At 54.6% G+C, this 15,493-nt stretch carries 15 protein-coding genes and 1 pseudogene; 9 read left to right on the top strand and 7 right to left on the bottom strand.

Going from position 1 to position 15,493, the window contains the following annotated elements:
• The first annotated feature begins 2 nt into the window (after nucleotides 1-2).
• From Q363_RS42810 to Q363_RS15890, 3 genes are all read left to right on the top strand, one after another.
• Nucleotides 3-1,853: a helicase-related protein gene (locus Q363_RS42810; RefSeq protein WP_245632258.1), complete on the top strand. Its 1,851-nt coding sequence runs from the start codon at nucleotides 3-5 to the stop codon at nucleotides 1,851-1,853.
• 150 nt (nucleotides 1,854-2,003) lie between these two features.
• Nucleotides 2,004-3,752: a DUF2130 domain-containing protein gene (locus tag Q363_RS15895; RefSeq protein WP_245632255.1), complete on the top strand. Its 1,749-nt coding sequence runs from the start codon at nucleotides 2,004-2,006 to the stop codon at nucleotides 3,750-3,752.
• Between the two features lie 47 nt (nucleotides 3,753-3,799).
• Entirely contained in the window at nucleotides 3,800-5,944 is a 2,145-nt protein-coding gene (locus Q363_RS15890; RefSeq protein ID WP_342667420.1) for a TrlF family AAA-like ATPase, read from the top strand.
• A gap of 47 nt (nucleotides 5,945-5,991) precedes the next feature.
• On the opposite strand, the gene Q363_RS40585 is transcribed toward Q363_RS15890, so the two are convergent.
• The 3 genes from Q363_RS40585 to Q363_RS15880 all read right to left on the bottom strand — a co-directional run bounded on the left by Q363_RS40585 (nucleotide 5,992) and on the right by Q363_RS15880 (nucleotide 7,832).
• Nucleotides 5,992-6,156: a hypothetical protein gene (locus Q363_RS40585; RefSeq protein WP_211256203.1), complete on the bottom strand. Its 165-nt coding sequence runs from the start codon at nucleotides 6,154-6,156 to the stop codon at nucleotides 5,992-5,994.
• 303 nt (nucleotides 6,157-6,459) lie between these two features.
• Nucleotides 6,460-7,020, bottom strand: a complete 561-nt coding sequence (locus Q363_RS15885; RefSeq protein ID WP_051978846.1) for a cupin domain-containing protein — start codon at nucleotides 7,018-7,020, stop codon at nucleotides 6,460-6,462.
• A 50-nt stretch (nucleotides 7,021-7,070) separates the two neighbouring features.
• On the bottom strand, nucleotides 7,071-7,832 hold the full coding sequence (locus Q363_RS15880; protein WP_035352012.1) for an SDR family oxidoreductase: 762 nt from the start codon (nucleotides 7,830-7,832) through the stop codon (nucleotides 7,071-7,073).
• 119 nt (nucleotides 7,833-7,951) lie between these two features.
• On the opposite strand from Q363_RS15880, the gene Q363_RS15875 reads away from it, so the two are divergent.
• The 4 genes from Q363_RS15875 to Q363_RS15860 all read left to right on the top strand — a co-directional run bounded on the left by Q363_RS15875 (nucleotide 7,952) and on the right by Q363_RS15860 (nucleotide 12,210).
• Nucleotides 7,952-8,560, top strand: coding sequence for a TetR/AcrR family transcriptional regulator (locus tag Q363_RS15875; protein ID WP_245632254.1), 609 nt, complete (start codon nucleotides 7,952-7,954; stop codon nucleotides 8,558-8,560).
• Nucleotides 8,561-8,728: 168 nt separating this feature from the next.
• A complete protein-coding gene (locus tag Q363_RS15870) occupies nucleotides 8,729-9,421 on the top strand; it encodes a lipocalin-like domain-containing protein (protein WP_281176005.1) in 693 nt (230 codons plus the stop codon).
• A 250-nt stretch (nucleotides 9,422-9,671) separates the two neighbouring features.
• Nucleotides 9,672-9,989: an ArsR/SmtB family transcription factor gene (locus Q363_RS15865; RefSeq protein WP_051978845.1), complete on the top strand. Its 318-nt coding sequence runs from the start codon at nucleotides 9,672-9,674 to the stop codon at nucleotides 9,987-9,989.
• Between the two features lie 1,348 nt (nucleotides 9,990-11,337).
• Nucleotides 11,338-12,210 carry an alpha/beta fold hydrolase gene (locus tag Q363_RS15860; RefSeq protein ID WP_035352008.1) on the top strand — a complete coding sequence of 291 codons (873 nt, stop codon included), beginning with the start codon at nucleotides 11,338-11,340 and terminating at the stop codon, nucleotides 12,208-12,210.
• Between the two features lie 35 nt (nucleotides 12,211-12,245).
• Here the strand turns inward: Q363_RS15860 and Q363_RS46290 are convergent, their stop codons facing one another.
• Together Q363_RS46290 and Q363_RS44135 are read right to left on the bottom strand one after the other, a co-directional pair.
• A complete protein-coding gene (locus tag Q363_RS46290; RefSeq protein ID WP_169747008.1) occupies nucleotides 12,246-12,713 on the bottom strand; it encodes a transposase in 468 nt (155 codons plus the stop codon).
• Nucleotides 12,667-13,014, bottom strand: coding sequence for an MBL fold metallo-hydrolase (locus Q363_RS44135; RefSeq protein ID WP_245632253.1), 348 nt, complete (start codon nucleotides 13,012-13,014; stop codon nucleotides 12,667-12,669). Before Q363_RS44135 ends, Q363_RS46290 begins: the two co-directional genes overlap by 47 nt.
• 13 nt (nucleotides 13,015-13,027) lie before the next feature.
• On the opposite strand from Q363_RS44135, the gene Q363_RS44130 reads away from it, so the two are divergent.
• On the top strand, nucleotides 13,028-13,255 hold the full coding sequence (locus Q363_RS44130) for a hypothetical protein (RefSeq protein ID WP_245632252.1): 228 nt from the start codon (nucleotides 13,028-13,030) through the stop codon (nucleotides 13,253-13,255).
• Nucleotides 13,256-13,369: 114 nt separating this feature from the next.
• On the opposite strand, the pseudogene Q363_RS46285 reads toward Q363_RS44130, so the two are convergent.
• Both Q363_RS46285 and Q363_RS15850 read right to left on the bottom strand, forming a co-directional pair.
• Nucleotides 13,370-13,699, bottom strand: a pseudogene (locus Q363_RS46285) (hypothetical protein); the annotation flags it as partial.
• Between the two features lie 225 nt (nucleotides 13,700-13,924).
• Nucleotides 13,925-14,215: a hypothetical protein gene (locus Q363_RS15850; protein ID WP_035352006.1), complete on the bottom strand. Its 291-nt coding sequence runs from the start codon at nucleotides 14,213-14,215 to the stop codon at nucleotides 13,925-13,927.
• Nucleotides 14,216-14,929: 714 nt separating this feature from the next.
• On the opposite strand from Q363_RS15850, the gene Q363_RS36150 reads away from it, so the two are divergent.
• Nucleotides 14,930-15,493 (top strand): YqgE/AlgH family protein (locus Q363_RS36150; protein WP_211256200.1); only part of this gene is annotated, 564 nt, incomplete at its 3' end.

Raw genomic sequence — 15,493 nt, 5'->3', positions numbered from 1 at the left:
AAATGCAGGAGGAGTGGGTTGATGATGACGAAGGTTCAGAATCGGAGGACGCTTTCGGCGACGAGAAAAAGGTACCCGAAAGGCTAAGCAAGGAACAGCTCGCTGAGCTTCGCTCCGAGAAGGAAAAGCTGCGAAAATTCCACGATCTAGCCAAGGCAATCCGTACGAATTCAAAGGGCGAGGTGCTACTCACCGCCCTTCGCCGAGGATTTGAGGCCGCCCGAACTGTTCAAGCGGATGCACAGACAGGCGCCCTCCAGCAAAAAGCCATCATCTTTACCGAGTCCCGCCGGACTCAGGAATACCTATACAACCTGTTACAGAAGACAGACTTTGCGGGCAAGGTCGTTCTCTTTAATGGTACGAACACCGACCCAGGCAGCCGCGAAATCTACCAGAATTGGATGAAGCAGCACGCCGGAACAGACCGTATCACCGGCTCGCCCACCGCCGACAAACGCGCCGCTCTCGTGGAGTATTTCCGCGATCAAGCGAACATCATGATTGCGACGGAGGCGGCTGCCGAAGGCATCAATCTCCAGTTCTGCAATCTGGTCGTCAACTACGACATGCCGTGGAACCCCCAGCGGATCGAGCAGCGAATCGGCCGATGCCATCGCTACGGTCAGAAGTACGACGTTGTAGTCGTCAACTTCCTCAACAAGTCGAATGCCGCCGACGTGCGGGTGTATCAGTTGCTTGCGGAGAAGTTCAAACTTTTCGACGGCGTCTTTGGGGCGAGCGATGAAGTCATCGGAGCGATTGAGTCCGGTGTCGACTTCGAGAAGCGCATCGTCGGCATCTACCAACAGTGCCGCACGACCGAACAGATCGAGTTTCAGTTCGATCAGTTGCAGAAAGAACTTGAATCCCAGATCAGCCAGGCACGGAGTGACGCAAGCGAACAGCTCCTCAACAACTTTGACCAGGAGGTCATCGAGCGGGTTCGCGTCGCCAGCGCGAAATCGCTCGGACGCTTTGAAGAACTGCTTTGGCGACTAACTGCTTTCTATCTCGCGCCCTATGCCCGGTTTGAATCTTCCTGCCACAGCTTCTACTTGGAACACGACCCGTTTGCAGCAGCCGAACAAAAGCAGCACCCGATCCATCCAGGTCCATACCGCATGGGTAAGCAGATCGAAGAAGCCAACACCTACCGCATCGGTCATCCCCTTGCTCAACAGGTTTTGACCAATTGCTGCGCACTCCCTACGCCAAAGGTTGAGCTTCGCTTCGATCTCAGCGGTAGCGGCAAACGTATTGCCCTTCTGGAATCTCTGCCGGTCCGCAGCGGTTGGCTCACAAGTGCTCGCTTTACATTGAACGGATTGGAGACCGAAGACCACATCCTGCTTGCTGGCGTTCTGGATAACGGGCAGCCGATGGACGCCGTCGCATGTAAGCGCCTCTTCGATCTAACTGCCGAAGCCGGCCAACCGCTGCTTTTGGAAGCACCCGATGGTTTGACCAACGGGGTTCAAAGCGAACAGCAACGGGTACTTCGAGAGCTTGAGGAACGTAACGGCAAGTGGCTTGATGCGGAAATCGAGAAGCTTGACCGATGGACGGAAGACCTGAAGTTCGGCCTGGAGCAGGAGATCAAAGACTTGGACAAAGAGATTCGCGAGATACGACGTGATTCTGTCGCGGCATTAGGCTTGCAGGAGAAGCTAGAGCACCAGAGGCAACTGAAGGACCTCACTGTCGCACGCAATCAGCGTAGGAAAGACCTGTTCGTCGCTCAGGATGAGGTTGAGGCAAGGCGTGAAGCGCTGATCGCGGACATTGAAGGCAAGCTCAAACAGCAGCAGGAGCTGTCCCCGCTGTTTACCATTCGCTGGAGTCTCGCATGAGAAATGAACGAATCAGCAGTGGTTGAAGGAATCCCGACAGGCTAAGTAATGGAAATAAAGTGAATCTCAAGAGTCTCATACGACCAGCTAATTCTTAGCTTCCGACTGACTCAAAGCATCCATAACAGAGTTTCAGACAACTGGGGACCAATGACAGAACCGACAATTACCTGCCCAAAATGCAGAAGCGAAATTCGGTTAACAGAATCTCTTGCCGCACCACTGATCGAAGCGACTCGTCACCAATTTGAGAAGCAACTATCTCAGAAAGATGAGGAGATAGCCCACCGCGAACAGGTAGTGCGTGACAAGGAGAAGCAGGTCCTCGAAGAGAAGCGCTTGCTTGGACAGCACGTCGCGGATCAAGTGGCGGAGCAACTCAAAACCGAACGAGCGCGAGTGGTCGAAGAAGAGTCGAAAAAGGCCAAACTCGCCAGCGCGGCAGAACTTGAGACAAAAGCGCGAGAATTGACCGAGCTTCAAGAAATTCTCAAAGCCCGCGGCGAGAAGCTCGCCGAGGCTCAGAAAGCCCAAGCCGAGCTAATCAAGAAACAGCGTGAGCTGGATGACGCAAAACGTGAATTGGAGCTGACCGTAGAGACGCGTGTACAGGAAGGCCTTACCGAAGTCCGCTCTCAGGCAAAGCAGGAGGCCGAAGAAGGGCACAAGCTCAAGGTGATGGAAAAGGATCAAGCCATTGCCGCGATGCAACAAAACATCGAAGAATTCAAGCAGAAGGACGAGCTGATAGCCCAACGTGAACAGGCAGTACGCGACAATGAAAAGCGGATCCTCGAAGAGAAGCGAACGCTTGAACAGCAAGTGACAGATCAGGTGGCAGAGCAACTCAAAACAGAACGAGCGCGAGTGGTTGATGAGGAGTGGAAAAAGGCCAAGCTCGCCAGTGCGGCAGAACTTGAGTCGAAAGCCCAGGAGTTGACAGAGCTACAAGAAGTTCTCAAGGTGCGTGACGAAAAGCTGGCCGAAGCCCAGAAGGCGCAAGCAGAGCTAATCAAGAAGCAGCGTGAGTTGGACGACGCAAAACGCGAGCTGGAATTGACCGTGGAGAAGCGCGTACAGGATGGCCTTACCGAAGTCCGCTCACAGGCAAAGAGGGAAGCCGAAGAAGGTCTCAGGCTCAAGGTGATGGAAAAGGATCAAACCATTGCCTCAATGCAGCAGAAGATCGAGGAGCTGAAACAAAAGGCCGAGCAAGGTTCCCAGCAGTTGCAGGGTGAGGTTCAGGAGCTAGAATTGGAAAATCTCCTCCGAGCCAGATTCCCATACGACGCAATTGAGCCTGTTCCCAAGGGGGAATTCGGAGGCGACACGCTCCAGCGAGTAATCAGTTCAAGCGGCCTGACGAGCGGCACGATTCTTTGGGAAACGAAGCGCACGAAGAATTGGAGTAACGGATGGCTCCCGAAGTTGCGCGACGATCAGCGCACAGCCAAGGCAGATATATCCGTGCTCATCTCCAAGACCTTACCCGAAGGCATCGAGACCTTCGATGTTATTGATGGCGTTTGGATCACACATCCTCGCTCTCTTTTGCCTGTTGCCACCATCCTGCGCCATACGCTCCTTCAGGTGAGCACAGCGAAACTCATCACCGAAGGGCAGCAAACAAAGGCTGAGATGGTCTACCAATATCTAACAGGACCACGCTTCCGCCAACGCGTTGAGGCGATAGTTGAGGCGTTTTCCTCCATGCAGGAAGACTTGGACAAGGAACGAAAGGCGATCATGAAGCAATGGGCGAAGCGCGAAGAACAAATCGAGCGAGTAATAGGTGCAACGGTTGGGATGTATGGTGATCTCCAAGGAATTGCAGGCAAGTCTCTGCGCGAAATAGAAGGCTTGGAGTTGCCTGGAATTTCAGCGCTGAGTGTAGGCTAACTTGCTCCAAAGGATCTTCTGTAAGGGGCAATGAGGACAATAAGACGATGACGGTAGATTCAAATATCTGGCCACGAGGGGCAGAATGGCGTCGACGGGATTTGCATGTTCACACACCAGCAAGTCTTCTTGGAACCTCATTCGTAAATGTGCAATGGGACGACTACGTAAACGCGCTTGAGGAGGCGGTGGCCCGTCACAAAATTGCCGTCATAGGCATAACAGACTACATGTCCATCGACGGCTATGAAAGACTTGTCGCTCTTCAGCAAGATACGAAACACCCGAGATTGTCATCTGTCCTTCTTTTGCCCAACATCGAATTCAGGAGCCTGCCCCACACCAAAACGGGTCAGGCTTTGAATATCCATTTGCTTGTAAATGCTGCAGACCCTCTCCATATTGACAAACTAAAGAAGTCTCTTAGAAATCTGAAATTTAAGTACAAACAGCAAGACTATGGTTGCATTCGTGAGGAGTTGATTCAATTTGCGAGACAACAAGACCCCTCGCTGCACGACGAAACGGCTGCTTATAGGCTTGGGGTGGAGCAATTCAAGCCATCCCACACTGACATTTTCGAATGGCTCCAAAACGATAAATGGTTAACAGATAACAGCGTTGTCGGTATCGCTAATGGAAGTGATGGGATCAGCGGCCTGCCGCTAGATAGCTTTGCCGCAACTCGAGATGAACTGCTGTGCCGTTCCGACTTCATCTTTAGTGGGAACCCTTCAGACCGGAAGCACTACCTTGGGCAGAAACCGGGTATTCCTGCGACAAGCATAAAAAGCCAATACAAGACGCTGAAGCCTTGCTTTCACGGTTCCGACGCTCACGAGATTGCCAGACTCTTTGAACCAGACGAAAAGCGGTATTGCTGGGTAAAGGCCGACCCCAGTTTTCTTGGTCTCTTACAGGCCATAAAGGAGCCAGAGTCACGTACTTTCATTGGCGAAGTACCGTCCAAGCTACTTGAGGTGGCTGGACAAAAGAGATATTTCATTGACAAAGTGGAAATCGCCAAAGTTGCCGGCAGTGCATTGACTGACAAGTGGCTAGACGGATGCTCTGTGCCCCTGAACACTGACCTTGTCGCCATCATCGGCAATAAGGGAAGCGGGAAAAGCGCGCTTGCCGATGTTATCGCTCTGCTCGGCCATTCTCACCAGAGGGTGCATTTTACATTTCTCAAGAAAGAGCGTTTCCGGGGGAAATCGGGAGAGCCTGCAAAGCACTTCGTTGGAAGGCTTGTCTGGTGCGACTCAAGCGATGAAGGAGGCCAGAACCTCAATGATGACACGCCCTCAGAGAAGGTAGAACTTGTTCGCTATATCCCTCAAGGTCGCTTTGAGGAGCTTTGCAACGAACCTGTGTCTGGTAGGTCCAATGCGTTTGAACGCGAACTAAAGGCAGTGATCTTCTCACATGCCGGAGACTCCATCCGGCTTGGAGCATTGGATTTTGATCAGCTAATTGAACAGCAAGAGAGAAGTTACAGAGACCAACTCGCTGACTTCAGGAAACAGCTCAACCGATTGAACCAAGACATCTCCGGTATAGAGGATCAACTACAGCCAGAGATAAGAAAGAATCTGAACGAGAAGCTAGGCCTTCAGATAAAGGAGATTGCAGAGCACCAGAAGCTACGACCTGAAACGCTTACCAAACCAACCGATGAACTGAGTCCGGACCAAGCTCTGGCAGCCAACGAACTGGACTCGACCTCAGATGCCCTCGCAAATCTTGATGAGCGCGCTGGTCGGCATTCTGCTGCTCAGTTAGTTATCGCAGCGCGGATCAAGGCAATTCAAAACATCCGAGAGCGGATCCGCCTGCTGAAGCGCGCATATGACCAATTTCAAGAAGAAACCGTAAAAGACTTTCAGACATTGGGTCTCAACCTGTCTGATGTCGTGAAGACCACAATCACAGAGACATCATTGCTGGATATCGAGAAGGAAATCCCAACGCTGCAATCCCAATTGAGCGCCGAAATCTCCAAAGATTCAATCGCGAAGGAAAATCTTCAGAAACAGCAGGAAGGAACAAACTCCAGTTTCAAGCAACGCCGAGACGCTGCATCAGGCCTCGGCGCGCTGACTTGGGCCTCTGAGGCGCTGAATCGTTGGTGTGAGTTGCGATCAAAGCAGCTGGGTACGTTTGCGAGATTTTCATTTCTTTCTCCTTAGTTGTCTCAAGATTGAATCCAAAGTTGGTCACGCTCTGGCCGCAATCACTAGCTGGCGAGCACCGAGGGGCAACGCGGATCGATGAGGACACCGTCCACGATGGGTTGATATTGCGGTTGTTGCGCATCCGCTGGGATAAGCGACGGGGTGGTCGTTGCATTTTGTGGCTTTGCGCTTTCGATCGCCTCGATCTCCTGTATCAGCGACGACAACGGTCATCTCGCGGAGTTGTTAGAGCCGCGTCTCCGCATACCTCCTCCTCCGCAACCAGAATCAGCTCTTTTTACTAGTTACGTTTTTTGCGTGACGAGGATTGGCGGTGCGATCCCTTGCCTGAGCGGGAACAGGAACGGCCTCGACTCTCTGAACGCCTAGCCCCTGCTCCGCCGCAAGTCCGCTGCCTGTGGTGCCGCCGCGTCGGCGCCGCGTACTCTTTCGCTCGAGCTGCTTCCACCCTGTAACCACAAGGGTCCTCCCGTGTCATGGCAATCGCCACCTCACGCGCAGGCCGGAACCTAACGGCGGCGGGCTCCGATGATGAAAGAAGCCAGGGTGGCCGGCACGTCCCCAACGACGCGCCAACGGTGCCGAGTTCCGTTCTCGATCAGGACATCGCCGGGAGACAGCACCACCTCCGCGCCATCGTCGAGCTCGAGTGCCATGTTGCCGGAGAGAAGGACCCCGAAATCCGTCGTGTCAGTCCTGTGAAAGCCGTCGTTAGCTCCACCGGGTTCGTCGCCATCCTCGAGGTGCATCTCGGGAGTGGGTTCTGGTGCAATCACGCCGGGCAAGTACGTCCCTATGATGTAGCGGATGCCACCTACGGGTGGGAATATACCGGGCGCCGCCGGATTGTTCCCCACGTTCGGGTAGGTTGCGGGCTCATCGGCATTCCAGAGGAAGGCGAGCTCTCCTAAGCCAGGGATGGGCGTCCCATCGACTTGCTCGTCCCGCACAAAAACAGCCCGGCCCTTGGCGTCATGGCCGGTGACAACCGTGCGTACCTTCATCCCCTGTCTCTTCTCGTCCGGGTTGTTCGTGGTCACGTTCTTGGATACTTGTGATTTCGTTTTCATTTTTAAGTTTCCTTTCGTGTTGTTGAAGTCTCCACTCTCTACAACGAGACTCAGGCGCCCACGCCCGAAATGGCCGTGACCCCGCCGTCGATCAAGAAGTCTGCCCCAACGACGTACGCAGAATCGTCCGACGCGAGGTAAACTGCCAGCTTTGCGATTTCCAACGGATCGGCCATCCGCTTGCTTGGATTGTTGGCTCGGAGGACGCCCTTAACCGCCTCGCCCTGCTCTTCGCCTGGGAAGCGACCGAACATTGCCGTGTCCGTCGGGCCCGGGCTTAGGGTATTCACGCGAATACCGCGTTCCACGAGTTCGGCGCTGAGAATGTGAGCGAGATGGACGACTGCTGCCTTGCAGGTCGAGACGGTCGAGGTTGTCGGCCACCCCTTGCGCGCGCCAACCGACGCATTGATGATTACAGACGAGCCTTCCCTGAGTAGCGGCAATGCCTTTTGAATCGTGAAGTAAGCCCCTTTGAAATTGACGGCTATCACCTTGTCGAAGCTTTGCTCCGTCACGTCTTCGAACAACAGGAACTCGCTGTAACCCGCATTTACGAAGACGGCGTCCAGGTGCCCGAACTCCCGCTCGATCGTGGCGAACATCGTGTCGAGGTCGCGGAGATTGCTCACGTCCGCGCGAACGGCGAGACTTCCGGCTCCAAGCGTCTCCTTCGCTGCCTGCAGCGACCGCTCATTCAAGCCGCAGATGGCGACGCGCGCACCCTCTCGGTCGAATTCCTGCGCTGCGGCCAGCCCGATTCCGCTATTGCCGCCTGTGATGAGGATGTTCTTGTCCGTTAGCCTACCCATTGTCTTTGCTCCTTCGGATTAAACATGTTCGTGTCGGTTACAGTTTCTAGCCGACGCCGCGTACCAGCTCCGCGAGATTCGTTTTGCTCAGAGCCTGTTCAACGACGTCTCTTGCAGGTATGACGCTCGTCATGTATGATGATGATCATGCAAAAGGGATTCTCTTTTTTGCGGAAAGGGCCTTTCTGCGCTATCCAGCAACCGAAACGGCCGAGAAGCACGACCGCATCGTGCAAGAGGCCTCGCGTCTCTTTCGCGAACGCGGTTTTGAAGATGTGACCGTCGCCGAGGTCATGAAAAAAGCGGGGCTGACCCACGGCGCGTTCTACAGCCACTTTGAATCCAAGGAAGCTCTTATGGTGGCGGCAGTGGACTATGCCATGCAAGGGGTACTCCGTGGCGTGAAGAAAAGTTTCCCAACGCTGGAGGGAAGACGGGCCTATCTGGATCGGTATCTAACCGTAAGGCACAGGGACACGCCTGGAACTGGGTGCCCGATGGCTGCATTGTCGGGCGAAATACGGAACGAGCCGGAAGTGAAAGGTAGGTTCACCGCAAATCTTAAGGAGATTATCTCAGCGATGGTAGGCGAACGCAGAGAGGCGATGGCGACCCTAGCAACCCTAGTAGGAGCGATTTCGCTTGCCAGGGCGGTCGATGACGAAGCGTTCTCACGAGAGATACTGCGGGAGGTGCAAAAGAAATTAGATGGAGAGATGGCTGGCTAAAGAAGGAATGGAAAATGACGCCCCGGCTTGAGCCGACGATCGCAAGACGGGCCGAGGTGGATACGCAATGTAGACATTGCTCGGGAGGTGGAGCCTGTCTGCTGAGCGGACACCAATTGCCAAACCACGAATCCCCCTCTCTAACATCGAGCACTGGAGGAGAGGCTATTGCACCCGATGGAGGTATCGTTGTTCCCGGCCTGGGCCGGAAACAAACAACCTCGGCTTGCTCACCTGGAGAGAAACACGTTGCGACTCAGTACCGAAGGTCCAGTTCAGTCTGGTGGTCAAAAGGTGATGATGTTTCTCGTTTGGCAACGCGCTCCACTAACAACTGATGGTTCACGACACCCCTCACGAAGAAAGGCTATCTGGAATATGGCAACCGAAAATGCATTGATCGATGGAGCACTTCGCAATTGGCACTCAAATATGGACCGGGTTGGAAGATTCTTCCGTTCGTTATCGGATGACGATTTACAAAAGGAGATCGCGCCTGGCAAGAATCGCTTGATCTACATTTGGGGACACCTCTCTGCGACCAACGACAGGATGATTCCGCTTCTTGGCTTCGGTGAACGTCGCTATCCCGAATTGGATCTGATCTTCATCTCTCAGCCTGATCGTGCTGTTCCCCATAATTTCGCGGGTGAGGCCATGGGCGACATGTGGAGCCAATTGGGCGATCTGCTTTGGAGTGAATTTGCAAAGCTGACACCGGCCGAGTGGCTGGACAGGCATCAAGCAGTATCACCAGAGGACTTTGAACGTGAGCCGCACCGAAACCGTTACGCGATACTGCTGGGCCGGACGACACACCTGGCTTATCACCTCGGTCAAGCCATCCTCGTAAAACGCTAACAACAGTAAGGTCATCCGGCTCGCAGTGAGCGAACAAAAGATCTCTCGCGCGGTGGACTTCGGACACTGTCAGGGTGCTTGCCACCGCCCGCTCGATTCATGTCGCGGAGGGGGTGAGTGTCGATGGTTGAACCCCAAGATAGTGCGGCGAGGATTCGTATCCAAACTGATGGAACCGGCCGCAACCCACGAGCCCTGAGAAAAGGCAATCCTTCATCTTTCAAGAGCAATTCTGGAGCTACGTAATCCCATGGCCAGGGCAGCGACAACAACCGACGTCTTCAACGCTATCGCGGAAGCGAAGCGACGAGAGATGATCGGACTCCTGAACAATGGCAAGTACTGGACTGTCAGCGAAATCGTCGGTCGCATGAAAATTACGCAACCCACCGCTTCCAAGCACCTTCGAGTGCTGCGCAAGGTTGGTATTGTTACGGTCGTAAAACACGGTCGGTATAGGCAGTATCGGCTAAACGCGCAGAGCTTACGGCCCCAATTTGATTGGGCGAGAATATCCAAAGGTAAATGGAATTGTCCTCTGGACAGCAATTGCAAACGTGCTTCGTGAGAGAAAACGGGAGCAGGGACCCATCGAACGCTCACGAAGTGGGCAATCGCCTCACGAGAAGATGGTGAACGGGCAATGGGGTCAGCGACGAACGAGTGCCACCGAGCAGTCCGCTGCGATTACACATAATCGAGCGTAATCAAGTCAACATTTGGGAGGGCACTCGCTCCTCGAACTCTACCTCAAATACCATCACAAATAGGTGATTCTATTTGTATTGGTGCCCGGAGGGGCACTCGAACCCCCACTCGATTTCTCGATGCGAATTTTAAGTCTCTGAAGAACCCCGTAAGTCTATGATAAATAAGCGAAACTAGGCGTAATTAGTGGACTAGCTAAACCCATTACTATCTGTAATTTAGCGTAGTTTCCGCAATCAGGGCGAACTGATGTCTGTACCCGAACGTGTACCCGAAAACTTTGCACTCTGGCGCCCTTCCAGTAGCGCATTTGCCGTTCGAATCAACCGCAGCGAAGCGCCACTTCCCTTCCTTCTGTATTACGCGTTCTGGTTGAGTACTCCTCCAAGTACAGTTCCGTCGCCACATCAGTTTCGTAGGGAAAGTCTCGGCGGCCCAAAATCGTTTGAGTCTGAACAGGCGCTCGCGGAGCCACTGGAATGACCTCGGGCTCTCTTCGCTGAGCGCATTGATCTGTTATCGCCAATGAAGGTTTGGGCGATAACCCGCCTCAGCGCACAGCGGCCCCGGAGCGCGACGAGCGCTCCGGCTGGTGACAAGCGGTCATCAGCGCCGACCATAGTTTCTTGCTAGGCTTGGTTTCGTATGCCCCGCTCATAGGTTAGCGAGTCAGCGGTCTATGCGTGTTTGGTGGCGGCGACCGCTCTAATTGGTGTGCATGTTGCACTCGAAGCTCCTGAGGACAAATCTCTGAGCAGTGTTGAGCTGGTGGTTCACTACCTAGGGCCTCATAGTCGCATTTTGCCGGTTACCGGGAGCGGCGTCGCGACGATGGGTGCGGCGGAACTGAAGAAGACCTTTGAGCTGTCGTCGGAGGGATGGTTCGGCGCGGAGGCTTGCAGGCAGCCTGTTGATTGGAGCTCCTGCCACCGTCACACGCGTTGACTTGATGCGTATCACGTACGCAGACGACAGCACGTGGAGGGCGGGCGCGTCTGGCTGCAGCGTGAGTCCCAGTCTCTTTGTGCTTGTGCAGGCGCGTCCCCCGGGCTAAATTCCCTCGTATTTTCGCGGCTTCACGGCACCCATTCGACTTCGTTCAGGGCGGGCTCTCTTGTTTCTCATTCTTTCGGGCCATGCAGGCAGAACAGCAAATGCATCCTAACTAAGAAGCTTCAGAATAGAATAAGGAGGCGAACGGATCTGCAATGGAAGAAAGATCGCAGTTGGAAGTTGATTATGTAGAACTGAAATCCGGCTTGAAGTTAAGGAGAATGATCGGGCGCAATTCAAATGCAAAAGGCATTGTGCTTTGTCTGCACGGATTCCCGGAGACGATCTATGCCTGGAGCGGAGCTGCGAAATTCCTTGTTAAGGAATTTGAGGTTCACGCTTTTGATTGGCCAGGTTATGGACTCTCATCAAGACCATCGAGTGACAAATTTTCATACTCACCCAAAGATTATGCGAATGTTCTGAAAGATTACATTCAGACTGCGGGGTTGGATTCAAAAAGACTTTTGGTTTATGCAACGGACATTGGTGGGTTGCCTGCACTGCTGCTTGCGTTAGAAGAGCCTCACATGATGAGAAAGATCATTGTTGGGGCTTTTGCTCCTTTTGATAGGCCGCAGTATATGTATGACAATTTACGCCACTTAAAGCTAAGTGGATCTGCCGAAAAGATCCGGGAATATATGAACGCAAATAAACGTGGAATTCTAGAGAATATCTTCAGAAATGGTTTGGCGAAAGAGCATCAGTTTGAAGTCTCCAAGGAATATAAGGGCGATTTGAGTGAGGGGTGGGACGGGCCTGACATGACCTCGGTAGACGCTTTTTATCATTACTATTCTTTTTTTACGAGAGACCAAAACTATTTCGAGGCAAACCTAAGTCGCCTTAAGACGCCGGTCAAAGTTGTATGGGGCGCAATTGACTTCTACATAAAGAAAGAAATGGGAATAGAGCTGGCTGAGAGGATCAAAGCACCAATCGATCTTTTGGATGGAGTAAGTCATTTTCCACATTTGCAAGATCCGAAGCATGTTTATGAGGCAGTCAATTCATTTGTTGAATGATCCGCCCTCACTGAATGCCCAGTACTCCGTGATACCTAATTAGGTGTGCACTGGTTCCGTCTCGCCATGGGCGTTTCAAAACGATAGAGGAGCCGCCGATCAGGCAATTCAGTCAGGCGTTCCGTGGCCACGGCGGGCCGGCCTGTATACCGGCACAGCCTTTCAAGTCGCATCCTATCGCGTGCTTCAATACAGACGTTTGCATCGGTGGCTGGATCGCGACGCCATCCTCTACAAACGTGCCGTCGGTCGTTGAGCTTGCGGTCTACCTGCGCCACTGCGCGCGCGTCCCGAGGCTCGATGACGTGCTCTCGATGCTGGGGAATGCTGAACAGTTCGGTCGGGCGTTCGTGCAGCTCGCGTTCGGGTACCGGCTTCTTCGGCTCGGCGTCGATGGTCTGGAGTTCGAACCGCCGAACCGGAGTCCGGCGGTGGCTCCCGGCGAAGTCGTCCCGCTCACGTCGCGCGCAGAGCGTAGAGCGAGCCGACGACGCTCGGCCCATAGTTTCCCGGCGCAAACGCATGCGCGAGCGCCGCCTTGGCACGCCAGCCGGTACAGTGCCCCGGCGCGACGACACGAGGCCTGACACGATTGGCGAGGTCGTGGACGGTCGGCTCGATCCGCGGCTCCATGCCCTCGCCTGCCAGATGATAGCCGCCGAGGATGACGTCGATCGGCTCGCCCCCGAACGCGCCCAGCGCGCCGAGCGCTGCGTTGACGACGCCTGCGTGCGAGCACGACGAGAGCACACTGACGCCGCGGCCGCGCACGCGCGCCGCGAGGAATCGCTCGTCGAGGATCAAGGGATCCGGCACAGTGCCCATCGCGCACCGTGTGGTGCCCGACGAACCCCGCCTCGTACGACGTCACGCGCTCGATCTCGCCGCTGACGAAGAAGAAGCCCGCAAGTACGTGCGCCTCGGCGTGCTTCGTGACGCGCCCACCGGCGCTCTCGATCGCCTCGAACGTCGGCTCCGGGTTCAACAGCACCAGCGTCCCGGCCGGGGTCATGATGCCACGCTGGTCGGGCCGGTCTGGGTGTAGATCGACGATCGGCGGCGGGAGCCCTTCGTCGAGGCGGGACCGACTGATGGCAGCCACCGCCCCCGGGAGCCCGCCGCTGTGGTCCGTGTGCCAGTGCGAGAGGCACACGGCTTCGATGGACGCGAGCCGGACGCCGAGCCGACGCGCGTTCTCCAGCCAGACCTCGGCGGAGGGTCCGACGTCGAAGAGGACCGAGCGCTCTTCGGAGCCGCGCCGCCCCGTGACCAGCGCCGAGAAGCCGTGGCAGGCGAGGCACAGGTGCCCCCAGGGCTCGACGCAGTCATGGCCGTCCTTGGGCGCAAGATGGGGAACACGCGCGACCAGTCGCCCGAGCTCGGGAAGCTGCGGCACACGTTTATCCACGCTGGATAGCGTGTCGCTCTCGTTGTCCACGACGACGAGCAGGTCCAGCGCGTCGAGCGCCGCGATCTCCACAGGATTCATTGCTCTCTCCTGCCGACTGGTGCTATTGCTTCTGCAGTTGAGAAATTCTCTGTCGACGACTGGCTAAACAAACATACCGCCGTCTCCGACGAAGACTTCTCTAAGAATCCCACACGAAACCGGCTTGCCGTCTTCCTCAACCGCACCAATCACGCATCGTTTCACACAGGACAGATTGCACTCACCAAATAGTTTCGTAATGTCGCTAGCAGATCCAGGGCTTACTTACCCTGGATCAGTAGGCCGGAGCGGTTTAAGCGGCCCGACTGGAATGAATTCGAACCCAAGGAAGCCGTTCGCGGCAAGCGGCAGCTCGTGGATTATCGACTTAGCTTGATCGAGCGACTCGGTATTCATCAGGAAGATCACGCCTGGCTTATCCTCGCGGAACCAGAATTGCTCGATCTTGCCTTCAAGATAAAGTTTGAGTGTGTCCGGAACTTCCTTCCGCATAATCCGCTGCCTCTCTTCGTCCGTGATCGGCTTGGCGAATGATCCGATAGCGAAAACCTTCATGACTATTCTCCTTGTCAGATGTGGATTTCGATGTCTGACGAGGACTAATCTAGCTAATCGACGAGCTAGATGCACGCCGAAATTGAAGCCAGATTGGGTTATTGTTCCGACGGTGCGATGTTGAGAACACTTTTACGTGAACGCTTGGGACGAGGAGTGCGCGATCTTCGAGCGCAGCTGCGATAGGCCATGTCGAAGAGGCATTGGTCTCCTAAAACGCGCTTTGCCTAAGTGAAGTTACTCAATGAGCGATAAATCGCCAAGTCACGCATCGACAAATGAGATCGAGGCAAGTTGCCGAATAGTCGCCTTTCCGGACAAGTAGCCCTTGGCTCAACTGTTGCCTTCAGGGCTTAGCGCTCATTGACCGGCAAGTTGCTGTATAACCGCCCAACCGGACATTAGCTTTCCGTTACTGCCGGTTGGCCGACAACACTCCCGCGATCCGGGTTTTATCCTCAATAGGTGAGATCTGCGGCCCATGCGCCTTAATCCTGAACAGCTTGCGGTTCGGTACTATTATGACGATCTACAGTATTGAAAGCTTCCGCGAATTGCTGTCGACGCGCTCGAAGAGGGCTATGACGGCCCTGCGTTGAGATCCTGACGTGCCAGAAGGTTCGAGGTCTGGAGTGATCGGAAGCGGGACAACAGAAATCTCGGGTCGGACCGCTAGAAAAAATCGGCTAATCTCCTCTGGGAAGGATACCGATCATGTCGCTGCGCAAAGGGTTGCTGTTCGCAATGCTGTTCGCGATCGTTGGCTTGGCGGAGCCCGGAAGGGTCAACGTTTACAAGGCGGAATTTGATGTGCCGAAACCGAATACGTTGTTGCGCGCTTCTGCGCCTGCCACTCGGGCATTGCCTTGGTACGGCAGCTGGCCTGCAAACAAGCCAAGGCGATGGCTCAAGGCATTCCACAGGAAAGGCGAATTGCTGCCGGCGTCCTTTCTTCCGATTCAATTCAAGAACCCCAAAGATTTAGGTACTGGAAAGTTGCTCGTCGCGAGCCGCGGCCTCGGCGACCCGCATTTCGTTGGAACAGTAATCCTGCTAGTTCACTACGATGATAATGGCGTAGTCGGACTATTTCTCAACCGGCGCACCGATGTGCCGCTTTCTCAAGTTCTTGATCTCAAGGCCGCGAAAGACCGCTCCGACCCGGTCTATATCGGGGGTCCTATGAAACCTTCGGCTGCATTTGCACTTTTTCAGTCCTCGGCCAAGATTGAAAAAGCTGAGAACATCTTCGGTGGTGTTTATTTGATCTCCGACAAA

Source organism: Edaphobacter aggregans DSM 19364, from assembly GCF_000745965.1.
GTDB lineage: Bacteria > Acidobacteriota > Terriglobia > Terriglobales > Acidobacteriaceae > Edaphobacter > Edaphobacter aggregans.
The sequence above is the reverse complement of the archived record's forward strand: the minus strand, read 5'-3'. Positions and strand labels throughout refer to the sequence as shown.